This is a genomic window from Pseudomonas sp. P110(2024), assembly GCF_057480795.1.
On the sequence record NZ_JBLIYT010000004.1, the window covers coordinates 41994 to 57377 of the forward strand.

18 protein-coding genes are annotated in these 15384 nt (G+C 66.2%); 12 read left to right on the forward strand and 6 right to left on the reverse strand.

Translation table 11 applies throughout. The features are described from left to right. Positions 1-197 precede the first annotated feature (197 nt). Genes AC25ND_RS07470 through ribD form a run of 7 tightly spaced genes read left to right on the forward strand, consistent with a single transcriptional unit; the run spans position 198 to position 7129 of the window. On the forward strand, positions 198-1241 hold the full coding sequence (locus AC25ND_RS07470) for a methyltransferase (protein WP_028691690.1): 1044 nt from the start codon (positions 198-200) through the stop codon (positions 1239-1241). After that, on the forward strand, positions 1241-2134 hold the full coding sequence (locus tag AC25ND_RS07475) for a VOC family protein (RefSeq protein WP_236248596.1): 894 nt from the start codon (positions 1241-1243) through the stop codon (positions 2132-2134). Before AC25ND_RS07470 ends, AC25ND_RS07475 begins: the two co-directional genes overlap by 1 nt. 56 nt (positions 2135-2190) lie before the next feature. Further along, complete coding sequence (locus AC25ND_RS07480) at positions 2191-3201, forward strand: formylglycine-generating enzyme family protein (RefSeq protein ID WP_028691688.1); 1011 nt, start codon at positions 2191-2193, stop codon at positions 3199-3201. A gap of 34 nt (positions 3202-3235) precedes the next feature. Then, positions 3236-3832 (forward strand): GTP cyclohydrolase II RibA, encoded by a 597-nt coding sequence (gene ribA / locus AC25ND_RS07485; RefSeq protein WP_028691687.1) that lies wholly within the window; start codon positions 3236-3238, stop codon positions 3830-3832. Positions 3833-3855: 23 nt separating this feature from the next. Next, positions 3856-5547, forward strand: coding sequence for a WD40 repeat domain-containing protein (locus tag AC25ND_RS07490; protein ID WP_028691686.1), 1692 nt, complete (start codon positions 3856-3858; stop codon positions 5545-5547). Positions 5548-5558: 11 nt separating this feature from the next. Then, complete coding sequence (locus AC25ND_RS07495; protein WP_028691685.1) at positions 5559-6218, forward strand: SAM-dependent methyltransferase; 660 nt, start codon at positions 5559-5561, stop codon at positions 6216-6218. Beyond that, complete coding sequence (gene ribD, locus AC25ND_RS07500; protein WP_036986307.1) at positions 6215-7129, forward strand: bifunctional diaminohydroxyphosphoribosylaminopyrimidine deaminase/5-amino-6-(5-phosphoribosylamino)uracil reductase RibD; 915 nt, start codon at positions 6215-6217, stop codon at positions 7127-7129. The genes AC25ND_RS07495 and ribD overlap by 4 nt, the downstream gene beginning before the upstream one ends. Before the next feature lie 212 nt (positions 7130-7341). Here the strand turns inward: ribD and AC25ND_RS07505 are convergent, their stop codons facing one another. Both AC25ND_RS07505 and AC25ND_RS07510 read right to left on the reverse strand, forming a co-directional pair. After that, the gene (locus AC25ND_RS07505) at positions 7342-8070 is read right to left on the reverse strand and encodes a class I SAM-dependent methyltransferase (protein ID WP_028691684.1); all 729 of its coding nucleotides are present in this window, start codon (positions 8068-8070) and stop codon (positions 7342-7344) included. Then, complete coding sequence (locus AC25ND_RS07510) at positions 8067-9494, reverse strand: MFS transporter (protein ID WP_062360802.1); 1428 nt, start codon at positions 9492-9494, stop codon at positions 8067-8069. Before AC25ND_RS07510 ends, AC25ND_RS07505 begins: the two co-directional genes overlap by 4 nt. A 134-nt stretch (positions 9495-9628) precedes the next feature. On the opposite strand from AC25ND_RS07510, the gene AC25ND_RS07515 reads away from it, so the two are divergent. The 3 genes from AC25ND_RS07515 (at position 9629) to AC25ND_RS07525 (ending at position 10790) form a co-directional block, all read left to right on the forward strand. Further along, entirely contained in the window at positions 9629-9949 is a 321-nt protein-coding gene (locus AC25ND_RS07515) for a YbjQ family protein (protein ID WP_028691682.1), read from the forward strand. A 140-nt stretch (positions 9950-10089) separates the two neighbouring features. Continuing rightward, positions 10090-10278 (forward strand): hypothetical protein, encoded by a 189-nt coding sequence (locus AC25ND_RS07520; RefSeq protein ID WP_028691681.1) that lies wholly within the window; start codon positions 10090-10092, stop codon positions 10276-10278. 206 nt (positions 10279-10484) lie between these two features. Further along, positions 10485-10790, forward strand: coding sequence for a hypothetical protein (locus AC25ND_RS07525; RefSeq protein ID WP_062360800.1), 306 nt, complete (start codon positions 10485-10487; stop codon positions 10788-10790). 60 nt (positions 10791-10850) lie between these two features. On the opposite strand, the gene AC25ND_RS07530 is transcribed toward AC25ND_RS07525, so the two are convergent. The 3 genes from AC25ND_RS07530 to ampC form a co-directional block, all read right to left on the reverse strand. Next, a complete protein-coding gene (locus tag AC25ND_RS07530) occupies positions 10851-11183 on the reverse strand; it encodes a hypothetical protein (RefSeq protein ID WP_028691679.1) in 333 nt (110 codons plus the stop codon). A gap of 307 nt (positions 11184-11490) precedes the next feature. Further along, on the reverse strand, positions 11491-12114 hold the full coding sequence (locus tag AC25ND_RS07535; protein ID WP_062360795.1) for a glutathione S-transferase family protein: 624 nt from the start codon (positions 12112-12114) through the stop codon (positions 11491-11493). 1 nt (position 12115) lies between these two features. Then, positions 12116-13255, reverse strand: a complete 1140-nt coding sequence (gene ampC / locus AC25ND_RS07540) for a class C beta-lactamase (RefSeq protein WP_213883809.1) — start codon at positions 13253-13255, stop codon at positions 12116-12118. Between the two features lie 142 nt (positions 13256-13397). On the opposite strand from ampC, the gene AC25ND_RS07545 reads away from it, so the two are divergent. Further along, positions 13398-14396 (forward strand): bile acid:sodium symporter family protein, encoded by a 999-nt coding sequence (locus AC25ND_RS07545; RefSeq protein ID WP_062360791.1) that lies wholly within the window; start codon positions 13398-13400, stop codon positions 14394-14396. Positions 14397-14406: 10 nt separating this feature from the next. On the opposite strand, the gene gspI is transcribed toward AC25ND_RS07545, so the two are convergent. Beyond that, positions 14407-14766 (reverse strand): type II secretion system minor pseudopilin GspI, encoded by a 360-nt coding sequence (gspI, locus tag AC25ND_RS07550; RefSeq protein ID WP_028691675.1) that lies wholly within the window; start codon positions 14764-14766, stop codon positions 14407-14409. Between the two features lie 150 nt (positions 14767-14916). Between gspI and gspG the strand changes: the two genes are divergently transcribed. Continuing rightward, complete coding sequence (gene gspG, locus AC25ND_RS07555; RefSeq protein ID WP_028691674.1) at positions 14917-15363, forward strand: type II secretion system major pseudopilin GspG; 447 nt, start codon at positions 14917-14919, stop codon at positions 15361-15363. Positions 15364-15384: the final 21 nt, after the last annotated feature.

Consider the following 15384-nt stretch of genomic DNA (forward strand, 5'->3'; position numbering starts at 1 on the left):
ACGATTATCGAATATAAAATTTATATGCGATAAAAATATAAAAGGTATTAGTTGTATTTATTGAGTCCGCGGCTAAGCTGAAATGCGGAGCCTGTGCTTGCCGGTCCCAGGGAGGGGTGCGTGCACGTCCATCGACACCTTGCTGGCAAATGCCGGGCATGGGCTCACCCACAATAACTCGACAGGGATGTGAGTGCATGAATGCCCAGAAACCCGTGACCATCTATGAACACGCCGACGCGCTGAACAGCCTGCAAGGCGTGGTCGACCTGGTGAAGCTTTCCGACCAGTACCGCCAGTCCGCGATCCTGCATTCGGCGCTGGCCCAGCGTGTGTTCGATCACACCCGCCAGCCGGTCAGCGCCCAGGCCCTGAGCGATGCGCTGGGTTGGGTGCCGAACAAGGGCCGCATCTTCCTCAACGCGCTGGTGGCCATGGGCCTGTTGAAGCGCACCGCCCAAGGTTTCGAGAACCTGCCGCTGAGCCAGCGTTTCCTGGTCAGCGACAGCGCCGAGTTCATCGGCCCGATCATCGACCACCAGCGCCTGCAGTGGCAAAACTGGCCGCGCCTGGACGAAGTGCTGCGCAGCCGCACCTCGCTGGATTTCCAGCAGGAAAACCGCTTCAAGCACGACCTGGCGGCCCGCGACGCCTTCAACGATGCCATGGTCCGTTTCAGCCAGCCCATGGTTGATGTGCTGCGTGACCTGCCGCTGTTCGACAAGGCCCGCCGGGTGATCGACCTGGCCGGTGGCCACGGCACCTACCTGGCCGAGATCGCCAGCCGAAATCCGCAGGTCAAGGGCGAGGTCTGGGACCTTGAGCCCACCCGCGAGGCGGCCGCGGCCACCTTCGCCAAGTACCGTCTTGACGACCGCCTGGGCTTCCATGCCCGCAACCTGCTGGACCTGGCGCAGTACCAGGGCGAGCGGGCCGACGTGGTGATGCTCAACGACTGCCTGCACTATTTCACCCGCGAGCAGGTGCGTACCCTGATCGCCGGCGCTGCCGGCATGGTCGAGGGCGACGGCGCGCTGCTGGTGCTGAGCATGGCCCTGGAGGATGACGAGATCCACCCGGCGCTGTCGGCCGACTTCTCCCTGCACATGATGCTCAACACGGTCAACGGCGAGCTGCATCCGACCCGCTACCTGATCGACAGCATGGCGTCGGCGGGGTTGAGCGTGGAGCAGGAGCCGATTGGCCGCTACACCCTGCTGATCGGGCGGAGGGCTGCCTGATGCTGCGCTTGTTGGCATTGCATGCCGCGCCGCTTGGCGACGCGGCGGCCCAGGCCCTGGACAGCTTGGGCAGCGCCGCGGCGGCGGCAGGTTTCAGCCTGCAGGTCAGCCAGAAGCCGGCCGGCCAGGGGCCGGTGGACGCAGTCTGCCTGCTGCTCGACAGCGCCACGCCACCGGTTGCGTTGAACACGTTGCTCAATGAGGCCAGCGGGCTGTGTCGCAACACCGCGCTGGTGCTGGTCCGCGTGCAGGGTGCACTGGCACAGTTGCCGCCCGCCAGCGGCGTGATCGCCCAGTGGCAGCAGGCGAGCCAGGGCTTTCTCTATCCGTACTCGCTGGATATCGGCGCCGGGCAGGCGCCGGAGCTGGCGATCAAGGACTGGCTGGCGGGCTTCGCCAAGTTCGCGGCCGCGACCAAGCTGTGGCGTTCGCTCGACAGCCTGGGCCTGGACGAAGCGGCGCGGGCCGCGCAGCGCCCCGAGCTGAACCACATCAATATCCTCACCCGCGACCTGGAAGCCTCCAAGGCGTTCTACAGCGACATCCTCGGCGCCAACTACTGCTACAACCTGGGGCCGCGCAAGGCCGTGATGGAGCTCAACGGCTTCGACTTCTTCATCGAGCAGAGCGAGTCGTTCAGCTACCCGACCGGCTACCACATCGGTGTGCGGGCACTGCCCGGGGATGTGCGGCGCATCGCCGAGCAGGTCACCGCTGCCGGCACCATCAAGCTGGTCAAGGGCAACGGCCCGGCGCCGGGCTACCACCATGGGCCGGACAACGTGCGCAGCGCCGTCTACTTCGAGGACCCGGATGGCCTGGTGATCGAGGTCTACAGCGCCGAAGTGGAGATGATCGAAAGCAACCCTCGGTTGCTCCTCGACCGCCTCTGACCCCACGTCGTCACAGGCCTGCCGCTCGGCGGGCCTGTGCCTAGGCAGGTATTCGCATGAACAGCTACAAACAGTGGCATTGGCCACGGCTGCCCAGCCCATTGCCCAAGGATGTCAGCGACCGGGCGTTGATGGGCTACCCAGAGCACTACCAGGAGCATCCGTTGCAGGCGCAGGTCGCCACGGCGCTCGACGATCTGCTCCAGGCGCCGCTGGACGTCTTGCTGACGTTGCTTGAGCAGCCACGCCAACCCCTGGCCCGGCGCATCGCCGCCGGCGAGGTGCTGGCATTGCGCGGCGACCCGCGCATCGACACCTTCGCCCCGCAGATGATCGATATCCCGGCGGCGCGGGTGCACATCGGCCTCGACCCGCGCGCGGTCGAGCAGGTGATGGACCAGTTCGACGGGCTTGGCCTGGACCGCAGCTGGATCGACAAGGAAACGCCGCGCCACGCCGTGGAACTGGCGGCGTTCCGTATCGCCCGCTTCCCGGTGACGCACCAGGAGTACCGCCAGTTCCTGCTCGACAGCGGGCATGCCGGCATCCCCGACGGCTGGGCGTTCGGCCGGTATCCGCGGCACCACGCCAACCACCCGGTGTACAGCGTCTCGGCCAGTGACGCCGATGCCTACGCCCAGTGGCTCAGCGAGCGCACCGGCCGACGCTTTGCCCTGCCCAGCGAGGCGCAGTGGGAGTATGCCGCCGCCGGCCCCGAAGGGCGTCAGTTCCCCTGGGGCGACGCCTACCAGGTCGAGCACGCCAACACCGCCGAGCTGGGCTATCTGGACAGCACGCCGGTCGGCGTGTTCAGCGACGCCGCATCGCCCTTCGGGGTGCTGGACATGGCCGGCAACGTCGAAGAGTACGTGGCCGAGGACTACCGGCCATACCCCGGCGGCCCGCAGATCGAGGACGACCTGGTGCTCGATGTCGGCACCCACCGCGTGGCCCGCGGTGGCAGCTTTACCCGTTTCCGCGACCTGGCGCGCACCGCGCGCCGCCACGGGCGTTACCCGCGACCGATCTACGTCATGGGTTTTCGCCTGGTTGAAAACCACAACTGAGCTGTTCCGTCTTCCGTGCAAGAGGTCTGATTCCATGAACAAGGATGTTTCGCTTCACACCATCGTGCCGATTTCCATCCTCGGCGGCGATGTCGATGCCCATTTCTTCGGCTTCCACGGCTTCGAGCGTGACCAGGAGCATTTCGCCGTCGGCATCGGCCGCGAGCAGTGCGACGTGCCGTTGGTGCGGGTGCACTCCGAGTGCATCACCGGCGATGTGTTCGGCTCGCAGCGCTGCGATTGCGGCCCGCAATTGCAAGAGGCGTTGCGCACCCTCAAGGAGGTGGGCGGCTACCTGATCTACCTGCGCCAGGAAGGGCGTGGCATCGGCCTGTACTCCAAGTTCGAGGCCTACCTGCTGCAGGACAAGGGCCTGGACACCTATGAAGCCAACCTGCGCCTGAACCACTTGGCCGACTCGCGCTCGTTCGACCCGGCCGTGCAGATCCTGCGAGCCCTGGGCGTGGACCAGTGCCGGTTGCTGACCAACAACCCGGAGAAGGTCGCCCAGCTGCGCGCCGGTGGCATCGATGTGATCGAACAGGTGCCCACCGGGGTGTTCCTGACCAATCACAACCGCAACTACCTGCAGGCGAAGGCCGTCAAGTCCAGCCATTCGATCAAGCTCTGACTCCAGCGAAAAAGGATCTTTCGATGAAACACATTGGCCCTATCAGCGGTATCGCCGCCCATGCCGCGCGCTTCGTCGCCACCGCCGGCTACGACAACCAGGTGATCTTGTGGAACGCCGCCACCGGCGAGCCGATCCACCGTGTGCACCACGACCACCTGGCCAACCAGTGCGCCTTCAGCAGTGACGGCAAGCACCTGGTCAGCGCCAGCAGCGACTACACCGCGCGCATCTGGGAAGTGCCGAGCATGCGCCTGAAAGCCGTACTGCAGGGGCACAACGACGATGTCGAGATGGCGGTGTTCTCGCCAGACAGCCAGCGCGTGGCGACCTGTTCGCGTGACCATGTGCTGCGCATCTTCGACCTCGACGGCGTGCAGTTGCAGGCGTTCCATGGCCACCAGGCCGACGTTATCTCGGTGGTCTGGTCGCCGGACGGCCAGCGCCTGATCTCCAGCAGTGACGACGGTACCGTGCGCCAGTGGGACACCCGCAGCGGCCAGCAATGCGACGAGGTGGACATCGGCGGCGTGGAGACCGACACCATCGCCATCACCCGCGAAGGCGTGGTGTTCGCCGGGGACGACGAGGGGCGCATCTCGATCATCGCCCAGGGCCAGGTGCAGACCGTGCCGGCCCACGCCGCCGGGATCAAGCGCATCGTCTGGAACGACGACAAGCGCCTGCTGGTGAGCCTGAGCTATGACCGTTCGGCGATCCTCTGGACCTTCGACGCCGCGCGCAACCTGGTCAAGCGCCGCAGTACCGCGCTGCCGAGCATCGTCTGGCCGCGCAGCTGCGCTTTTGTCGGCGACGAACAACTGGTGTTCGCCACCTTCGGCTCGCGCTACGCCACCTGGAACTACGAGCAGGACCAGTGGCAGGTGTCGGGCATCGAGCCGGCGGTAAGCATTAACGCCGTGGTGCGCAGCGAAGAGCGCCAGTACAGCATTGGCGATGCTGGCATTCTGCACCGTGACGACCAGCCGGTGACCAGTGTCGGCAGCCTGTGCAACTTCCTCCTGCCGTTCGGACCGCTGCTGTTGACCGGCGGCCAGATGGGCCAGGTGTTCGATGGCCTGTCCGGGCGCATGCTGTACCAGCACCGTTCGCCACTCAACTGCGGCGCCACCTTCGTCAGGAATGGCGAAGACCTGGCGTTGATCGGCACCTATACCGGCGAAGGCCTGGTGTTCGGCCATGATGGCCAGGGCGGGCTGCGCCTGGTGGCGTCGATCCCCATGCATGACAACGCGATCAAGGGCGTGGCCGCCGACCAGCGCCACCTGTTCAGCGTCTGCGCCTCGGCCGATGCCGCGCTGCACAGCATCGAGGATTTCAGCAGCGTGCGGCATATCGAGGGGGCGCATACGCGTATTTCCAATGGTTGCTGCCCGATCACCGGCGGTTTCGCCAGCATCGGTCGCGACCTCAAGCTGCGCCTGTGGCTGGAGACCGGCGACGAGGTGTTCGACTCGCCGCACCAGCACTCGATCAAGTGCATCGCCGCCTCCGCTGATGGCCGGGTGATCGCCACCGCGGCCTACAACGGTACCGTGGCACTGTTCGACCTGGTCTCGCGGCGCTGGCTGCCCATGCAGCGGCCGACCGCCAGCGGCATTTCCTGCCTGACCCACGACGCCGTCAGCGGCGCCTTCCTGGCCAGTTCCTATGACGGGCGCATCTACGGCATCGACGCCCGCCTGGCGTCCTGAAGGAGCAGCACATGAGCAAGCAAGCAAGTGACTTCATGGCCCAGGGCGACTACCGCAAGGCCCTCGATACTTCGTTCGTGCACCGCTACAGCCATGGCGAGGACGAGTGGTCGTGGGACATCGGCATGATCCAGGCGGCCCAGGCTTTCCTCGAGCGTCTCGACCCCCGTGCTGATCAGCATGTACTGGACATCGGCGTGGGCCGTGGCCGTGACGCCTCCACCTTCATCCTCGCCGGGCATCGGGTCACCGGCCTGGATATCGTCGAGAACTCCAGCTGGCCGTTGCTGCGCAAACGCTGGGGCGATCGCCTGGACCTGGTGAACAAGGCCATGCAGGACTGGCAGCCGGCGCCGGGCACGGTGTTCGATGCGGCCCTGGACAATGGCTGCTTCCACCACCAGCATCCGGACGAGTGGGGCGCGTACCTGGCCCATGTGCGCCGCCTGCTGCGCCCCGGCGCGCTGGTGGGGCTGAACGTGTTCGGGGTCGACGCGGCCCATCCGCAGCCGGGCTGGCGCGAGATGGACAACCAGCGCCAAGGCTACTTCTTCACCGACGATGGTATCCGTCAGACCCTTGAGGCCCATGGCTTCACCTGGGAGGGGCTGGAGGTGATCGAGCGCCAGCACGGCGAAGCCCGCTACCTGTTGGCGCTGGTGCGCACGTGAGTGCGATCGACCGCCATTACCTGGACATGGCCCTGGCGCTCGCCAGCCAGGGCCTGTACAGCACGATGCCCAACCCGCGGGTCGGTTGCGTGATCGTCAACGCCGGGCAGGTGGTAGGGCGCGGCTGGCATCAGCGCGCCGGCCAGCCCCACGCCGAAGTGCACGCCCTGCGCGAGGCAGGCCCGGCGGCGCGCGGGGCGACCGCCTATGTGACCCTGGAACCTTGCGGCCACCAGGGTCGCACGCCGCCGTGCGCCGATGCCCTGGTGGCGGCGGGGGTAAGCCGGGTGGTCACGGCCAGCGGCGACGTCTCGCAGAGCATCGGCGCGGATCGCCTGCGCGAGGCGGGCATCGTGGTCGAGGCATTGCCCTGCCCACGTGCGCGGGCGCTCAATCGCGGGTTCTTCTCGCGCATCGAACGCCAGCGCCCGTGGGTGCGGGTATTGCGTCCGGCGGCGCTGGAGATCGGCGCGATTGGCGAGGGCGCGATGCTCAGCCATTGCGACGAGCAGGCGCCCCTGGCGCACTGGCGGGGCAGGGCCTCGGCGCTGCTGAGCACTTGTGACTGGGTGAAGGCCTGCGACACCTCGCTGGTGGCGCAGGTTGCCGGGCAACGCGCCGAACCGGTGGTGCCCTTGCGGGTATTGGTCGACCAGGGGCTGGACTGCCCGGCTTCGGCCAAGATGCTCGACGGGCGTGCGCCGACGCTGGTTTTGCATGGGGCGCAGGCGAGGCGGGACGGTCGGTATGCACGGGCCCGTTGCCAGGTGCTGGAGGATCTGGGGGCCTTGCGGATACTACAGACGTTGCATGAGCTCGACTGCAACGAAGTCCAGGTCGAGGCCGAGCCGGCCTGGTGCGAGGCCTTGGCGCGCCAGGGGTTAGTGGATGAGTGGTTGGTGCAGGTTTGAGGCCTTCCTGAGCGCTGTACTATCCCTGTGGGAGCAACCGTCTTGCTCAGGCCCCTCAATCTGGCGCGATCTCTGTGGGAGCGGCCTTGTGTCGCGAAAGGGCTGCGCAGCAGCCCCTATTGCGGTGAAACGCTGAAATTACCGGGGCCGCTTCGCGGCCCTTTCGCGACACAAGGCCGCTCCCACAGGGATATGCGTAAGCCCCGATCATTTCAGCGACTGCAGATCAACCCGACCTGCAGGCTGTTCTGTTCGAACAGGTCCCAATATCCCGGCGGATGCGCCTTCTTGCGGATCCCGCTGATCAGCGGGGCAATCCAGCGCACATTGCGCAGGCCGACATCGTGGGCGGCCTGCTCGTAGACTGCCTTGTCCCAGCGGTAATAGGTGAAGTCCGCAGGCGGTGAGCTCATGAATTGCCCCTGGCAGCGCAGGCCGCCTTCCACCGGCTGCTCGTCCAGCACACGGATGCCGTATTCGGTGAAATTGCCCAAGGCCAGGTCGAAGGCGGGATTCGCCGTGTAGGCGATCAGCTGTCCGTTCGGTTTGAGGTTGAGCGCGACGCTCTCGAACATTCGCCGCAGCTCCTCGACGCTGCCGGCGTAGTTGAACAGCCAGGCGGCAGTAACCTTGTCGAACTGGCCGATGCGGCCCATCTGCGCCACGTCGCGCACTTCGTAGGCGATGCCGTCGTTGGCCTGGCGCGCCTGGTAGATCATGCTCGGCGAGATGTCCACGCCGTGCACCCGAGCCGCGCCCCAGTCCTTCAGGCGGCGGCTGAAGAAGCCATGCCCGCAGGCCAGGTCGAGAATCTCATCGCCGGTTACGTCGCCGGCCATGTAGCGAAACGTGTCGACCTCGACCCCGCGCTGGCTGGCGTGGCTGGTGAAGTCTTCGAACTGCTCGCTGATCCGCTCGTAGACTTCCTTGGATTCCTTCATGGGCACTTCTTCCTTTCAGAGGTGAGGCGCAGCGCCAACGGCAGGGCCAGCAGCGGTGCGCAGGCGAACACGGCGAACAGCCACAGCGCCGCCTGGCGCGCGCCTTGCTCGCCGCCGGGCTCGACCAGCCCGGCACCATTGGCGACCAGCCCGGCCAGGGCCGCAGCCAGGGCGGTGGCGTAAAGTTGCACGGTGGTGATCGAGGCCGAGGCGAGGTTTTCCTCGCCGGGGCGCGCTGCCTGCAGCACCCGGGTGAGCAGGTGCGGCCAGCCCAGGCCGATCCCCAGGCCCACGCCGGCCAGGGCCAGGGCGAACAAGGCCAGGCCCGGCGCGCTGGCGATCCAGGCCGGGGCGGGGGTCAGCAGGGCCAGGGCCAGCAGTGCCACCGCGACCACCAGCGGCCCACTGCGGATCTGCCAGGCGCCGCCTTCACGGTCACGGCCGGCGCTGGCCAGGGCGCCAACCGTCCAGCCTGCGGCCATCACGGCGGTCAGGTAGCCGGCGGCGAGGGGGCCGAAACCATGGATGCGCTGGAGGAAGTAGGGCACATAGATTTCAGTGGTGATGGCTGCTACCAGCAGGCACATCATGGCGAACAGTGCGCCCATCGGTTGCCTGAGGCTGTAGGCGCCCGTGGGCAGCAGGTGGTGGCGCGCCCTGGGATCGAGGCGGGCGATCAGCGCGGCGATGGCCAGGCCGGCGACGATGCCGGCCAGGTTGACCCACAGGCTGTCGGCCAGGCTGGCCGCACAGATCGCCAGCACCGAGGCCACCAGGCAGGCGATCAGCCCGTAGGCCGGGCGCGCGCCATTGTCGTCCAGCGCCTGGCGCGCCGGCAGGCGCAGGCAGACGATCAGCGCCAGGGCGCCAGCCACCGGCAACAGCGACCAGAATGCCCAGCGCCAGTGCCCGCCCTCGGCGAACACTCCGCCCACGGCCGGGCCGCACAGGGTGGCCACGCCCCACATCGCCGAGACCAGGGCCATGGCGCGAGGCCACAGGCGGCTGTCGAACACCAGGTGGATCAGCGCATAGCTCAAGGCGAACAGGATGCCGCCTCCCAGGCCCTGCACGCTACGCCCGAGCAGCAGCACCGGCATGCTCCCGGCCTGGGCGCAGAGCATTGAGCCAAGGGTGAACACCAGCAGTGCCAGCAGGTAGGCGACCCGCGGTCCGCCACGGGCCAGCAGGCGGGTGGAGAGGGTGGAGCCGATGATCGAGGCGACCACGAACAGGGTGGTGTTCCAGGCATAGAAGGCCAGCCCGCCGATCTCTTCGATCACCGTCGGTAGCAGGGTAGTGACGATGTAGACATTGATGGCGTGCAGGGCGACACCGCCAGCCAGGGCGATCGAGCGCAGCGCGTTGCCGCCGCTGAGCAGTTCGCTCCAACGGGCCGGCGGCTGTTCGGGGATGGCGGTCATGTACGCTCCTTGCGTGGTCCTGCGCTGGAATTCTAGGAGTCGGCAAATAATTATTCAATATATTGCTTGTGTAATTTGCTTGCGGTGGATTTGTTAGGATCGTGCTCTTTTGTCTTGTTTCAGGAGCGACATCCATGATCATCAGCACCACCAGCCAGCTCGACGGTCGCCCGATTGCCGAGTACCTCGGCGTGGTCAGCGCCGAATCGGTGCAGGGGATCAACTTCGTGCGCGATTTCTTCGCGCGCTTTCGCGACGTCTTCGGCGGCCGCTCGCAGACCCTGGAGGGCGCGCTGAAGCTGGCCCGTGAGCAGGCCACCGAGGAACTCATGGCGCGGGCACGGCAGTTGCAAGCCGATGCGTTGGTGGGCGTGGACTTCGAGATCAGCATGCCGTCGGTACAGGGTGGCATGGTCGTGGTGTTCGCCACCGGCACGGCGGTACGTCTGAAGTAAGGCCAGTTGCCATTGGTCGGGCCAGGAGATTTTGCCCGGCTGGTCTGCAAATGACCGGCTAGTCTCACTTCAACGGACCGTCGCTTCACTAGGCAGGTGTATTGCCTGCCGGCACGGTTGCCATTGGAGGGAGACAGGGCATGAGCGAATCCTATTTCGAAGACTTGAACGATGCGTTTCCGATCAACAGCCAGGTACGCTGCGGCCAGGCGGCTGTTCGCCTGGGCTTTGCCAACATGACCCTGGACGAGTCGGAGCAACTGCAACCGGCGCACCTGCAACGGGCCAAGAAGGGGCGTTTCACCCCGCGTGTCCCGTCGAAGAAGTGAACCTGCGTTGACCTCATAAGCCCGCTCTCACAAGCAGGAGCGGGCTTGCCCCGCATCACGTTTGATCAATCAACACGAAACCGCCCGACGGCACGCCTTTCCCGCCATTTCTTGACCCCGCTCATGGTATCGGTGCGTCCCCCTCGCCGAAGGCCCTAGGCTGTGCTTTTCTTGCGCGGGATTTCAGACACGGAGTATCGACTTCAATGCGAATCAGGGAAGAGACCTACTGGCAGTGGGCCGATGCGCAGCTGCACAGTCGCTGTCACGACGAGGAACTGAGCGACGGCACCAGCTTCGATGTGCAGGTGCGCCTATCCAGGGTCGGTGCCACACAGTTGTTTCTCGGACTGTATGCGCGCAGCGGCGAGGCCTTGCTCGAGGAGTACTACCCCTCGCGGCCGGGCGAAACCATGACCCGTGCGCTGGTCTGGGGCGTGGATCGCGCCCGCGCCCTGGCAACCGGCGCTTTGCCATTGCCGGAACAGGTGCCACGTCGGCGCCTCGCCTAGCAGCAATGAAAAAGCCCGGCCTTTTCAGGCCGGGCTCAAGAAACGGTGTGCTGCGCCGCTTCAGTTCAGCGCGTCGATCACCTTGATTGCCTGCCGCTCGCGGGCGGCGGGCCATTCTTGTTGCAGGGTCTGCAGTACGCGACCGACGAAGGTGGTGTCGGCGGCGGCCTTCTTGCCGACGTAGCCCTGACCACGCCGGTAGACCTTGAAGCGGGCGCGCATGCTGGGCATGTGCGATTCGAATTCGGCTTCGACCGTGTTCGGCGGCAGGCGGTCCAGGCGGACCTCACCGGACTGGCTGACCCACAGCAGGTGGTCGTCGAGGCTGTCCTTGCGCGCGGCGAACAGACGGGCCAATTGGTCGATGGTTGGATTGTTGTTCAAGTTCATCATAAAGCCCCCATTACTCTCATTCGTTGGTGAAGTTCGGCTGAAGTTCACATTCGGCGCCACACGATGTAGCGCGCTAACCAAGGCTGCTACAGCAGCTTCGCAACAGGGGCTTTCTCACGCTGCCTTCTGGGCAGTTTCCCTCTCCACGGACGGCCTGCGTTACCGCGCAGGCCGTCTGGAACACCCTTGCCACCGCTCCCGATCGGGGAGACGGCCTCATCATGCACAAGGCGCGGGAAGGGCGTCAACAGGTTTGTAGTGATTATTTTTAGTCACTACATCTTGTCGGACAATCTTCCCGGTTCTGTCACGCCAGTCCGTTGTCGCCGTGCTCGAGGTAGCCGGGGCGTTGCCGCAGGCGCTCATGATAGGCCTCCAGCGCCGGCAGTTGCGGGTGCTCCAGCGGCGTGCGCCGCCAGCGGTTGAGGGACAGGCCGATGGCCACGTCGGCGAGGCTGAAGGCGTCGCCAGCGACATAGGCGCCGGTGGCCTGCAGGCGCGCTTCGAGCAGGCGCATCCTGGCCGTCCACTGGGCGCTGCTGGCGGCCAGCAGTGCAGGGTCCTGATGCGCCGGCGATTGACGCACCAGCGACATGAACGGGTAGCGCCAGGCGTCGTTGAGGTCGGTGGCCTGCCAGTCGAGCCACTGGTCGACCGCGGCGCGGGCGCGCGGGGCGCCGGGGTAGAGCGCCTCGCCGCCGTACTGGTTGACCAGGTAACGCAGGATGGTATTGGACTCCCACAGCACGAAGTCGCCATCGACGATCACCGGCACCGTGGCGTTGGGGTTCAGCGCCAGGAACTCGGGCGTGTCGGTGGCACGAAAGCCACTGCCCCAGTCTTCGCGCTGGAACGGCAGGTTCAGTTCGGCGCAGGTCCACAGTACCTTGCGCACGTTGATCGACGAGGCCTTGCCCAGGATCTTCAGCATGTCACGGCTCCAGGCTGGAAAGGATGCGTTGCGCGGCGCGCACGCGTTCTTCGTTGGGGTAGTTGCGGTTGGCCAGCAGGACGATGCCCATCTGCCTGGACGGCACGAACGCCACGTAGGCACCGAAGCCGCCGGTGGCGCCGGTCTTGTTGTACCAGGCGGCTGGATCGGCGGGCAGCGCCGGGTTCAGCGCCTGGATCGGGTTTTCTCCGCGGATGATTTTGGCGCCGTTGTATTCCAACAAGGTGTCGAGGCTGACCGGGTAGGGGTAGCGCTCCCAGCCCAGGCCCTGGATCATCGCGCCGACCTGGAAGTAACCGGACTGGGTGATGGCGATGGCCTTGCGCATGGCGGGGTCAAGCGTGTCCGGCTGCAGTTGCAGTTGCACATAGCGCAGCAGGTCGCTGGCGCTGGTCTTGATGCCGTAGGCCTGCTCGGCGTAGGGGCCCGGGTTGACCCGCACCGGCTGGTCCTTGGCGTCGTAGCCTTGCGCGTAGAGCCCGCGGGCGCTGGCCGGAACCTCCAGGTAAGTGTGCTTGAGCCCCAGGCGGAGCAGCACCTGCTGGGTCATCAGTTTGGCGAACGGTTGTTGCTGCGCACGGGCCGCCAGGTCACCGAACAGGCCCAGGCTGGGGTTGGAGTAGCAGCGGTGAGTGCCGGGTGCGAAGCGGGGCTGCCAGTGCTGGAACCAGGCCAGGGTCTGGGACGGCGTCTGTACTTCATCGGGGAACTGCAAGGGCAGGCAGTCACCGCTGTAGGCTCCCAGTTCCAGGACGCTGGCCTTGCCGATCGAGGCCTTGGCCAGGGCCGGCTGGTAGCGGCTGGCGGGGGCCTGCAAGTCGAGCTTGCCTTCGGCGCTGGCCAAGGCGGCGAGGGTCGCGGTGTAGGTCTTGCTCACCGAGCCGACCTCGAACAGCGTGTCGCGGCTAACCGGCTGGCGGCTGGCCTTGTCGGCCAGGCCGTAGTTGAAGTAATGCGACTGGCCGTTGGCATACACCGCCACGGCCATGCCGGCAATGCCTTGCTCGCGCATCAGCGCCGGGATGACGTCATCGACGGTGGTTTGCAAGTTGTTGGCCAGCAGGGGGGGCGAGGCCAGCGTCAGGGCGGTGGCCAGCAGCAGGCGAGGGGGGCGTTTCATGGTGGGGCGTTCCTTGTCGTGGATCAGGGGCGTGGCGAAGCGAGGTGTCCGTTGGGCGACACCGACAGGGGTTCCGGCGTTAGCGGCACAAAGGCCAAGACCTTATCGTCCGGGCTTGCACAAAGACAAGACGGAAACTGTGATGAGATATCTACGGATGCTGTTCGACAACTTCACCCTGGCACTGCTCGGGGTGGTGTTCATCGCCACCGTACTGCCGTGCTCCGGCGAGGGCGCGCTGCTGTTCGGCTGGTTGACCAACCTGGCCATCGGCCTGCTGTTCTTCCTGCACGGCGCCAAGCTGTCGCGTGAGGCGATCATCGCCGGTGCCGGCCACTGGCGCCTGCACCTGCTGGTGTTCACCTGCACTTTCGTGCTGTTCCCGCTGCTGGGGCTGGCGTTCAAGCCGCTGTTCGTGCCGCTGGTGGGCAATGAACTTTACCTGGGCGTGCTGTACCTGTGCGCCTTGCCGGCCACGGTGCAGTCGGCGATCGCCTTCACCTCGCTGGCCCGGGGCAATGTGCCGGCGGCGATCTGCAGCGCGGCGGCCTCGAGCCTGTTGGGGATCTTCTTGACGCCGCTGCTGGTGATGCTGCTGCTGGGCGCTTCGGGCGACACCGGCTCCGGGCTGGACGCGGTACTGAAGATTACCTTGCAGTTGCTGGTGCCCTTCGTCGCCGGGCAGGTCGCCCGCCGCTGGATCGGCGCCTGGGTCAAGCGCAATGCACGCTGGCTGAAGGTGGTGGACCAGGGCTCGATCCTGCTGGTGGTGTACACCGCCTTCAGCGAAGCGGTGGTCACGGGCCTGTGGCATACGGTCTCGCCGCCGCACCTGGCCGGGCTGTTCGCCGTGTGCGGCATCCTGCTGGCGGTGGTGCTGCTGGGCACACGACTGCTCGGGCGAGTGCTGGGGTTCAATGTCGAGGACCGCATCACTATCCTGTTCGCCGGTTCCAAGAAGAGCCTGGCGACGGGCGTGCCCATGGCGCAGGTGTTGTTCGTCGGTGGCGGCATCGGGGCGATGATCCTGCCGTTGATGCTGTTTCATCAGATCCAGCTGATGGTCTGCGCGGTGCTGGCGCAGCGGTATGCGGCGCGGGTGGAGGCGGGGCATCCTGAGGCGGGCGTCACGGTGAAATGATGCGCTGCGTTCACTGACCCACCAATGTTTGCAATCGCGCCAGCGCAGGCCCTTCGCGTTGGCGCTCGAACACCTGCAGCGACACCTCCAGCAATCCGGCCCGCGCCTGTGCGATTCGTTGTTCGCAGCGCAGGCGCAAACGCCCCTGGTCGCATTCGAACTGCCTGACGCCGGGCTTCGCGCCACCCTCCAGGCGCAGTTCGGCCAGGCGCCCCTGGGCCGCCAGCAGGGCCAGCCCCTTGTCGCGCAACAGCCCGTTGCCCTGGGTCATCAAGCCGGTGGCGCGCACGGCGGCGGCCATGGCCACGGCGACGATGGTCAATGCCACCAACACTTCGATCAGGGTGAAACCGTCCTCGGTGGTGCGCACAGGGGCTCCATTCTCGCGCAGGCCAAAGCGGTACTGTAGAGCGGCGCGATGACGGTTTGACGACGCCGACTCCCGAGCTTTTTCAATATCCGTGACATACCGGCTTGCCACAATCGGCCCCCGATTCGAACTCACGCAAGGAATGCCGAGATGCAGATCGTCCGCCGCAACATGCCCGCCCATCGACTCCGCCAGCAGGGTTTCACCCTGATCGAGATCATGGTGGTGGTGGTGATCCTCGGGATTCTCGCGGCGATGGTGGTGCCCAAGGTGCTCGATCGCCCCGACCAGGCCCGCGCCACCGCGGCGCGCCAGGACATCGGCGGGCTGATGCAGGCACTCAAGCTGTACCGACTGGACAATGGCGCCTACCCCAACCAGAACCAGGGCCTGAAAGTGCTGGTGGAAAAACCGGCCCAGGCCAAGGACGGCCAATGGCGCGCCTACCTCGACCGCCTGCCCAACGACCCCTGGGGGCGCCCGTACCAGTACCTGAACCCGGGCGCCAACGGTGAGATCGATGTGTTCTCCTTGGGCGCCGACGGCCAGGCTGGCGGCGACGGGGTGAATGCCGATCTCGGCTCCTGGCAGTTGTGACCGGCCATGGCGCGCCAGGAG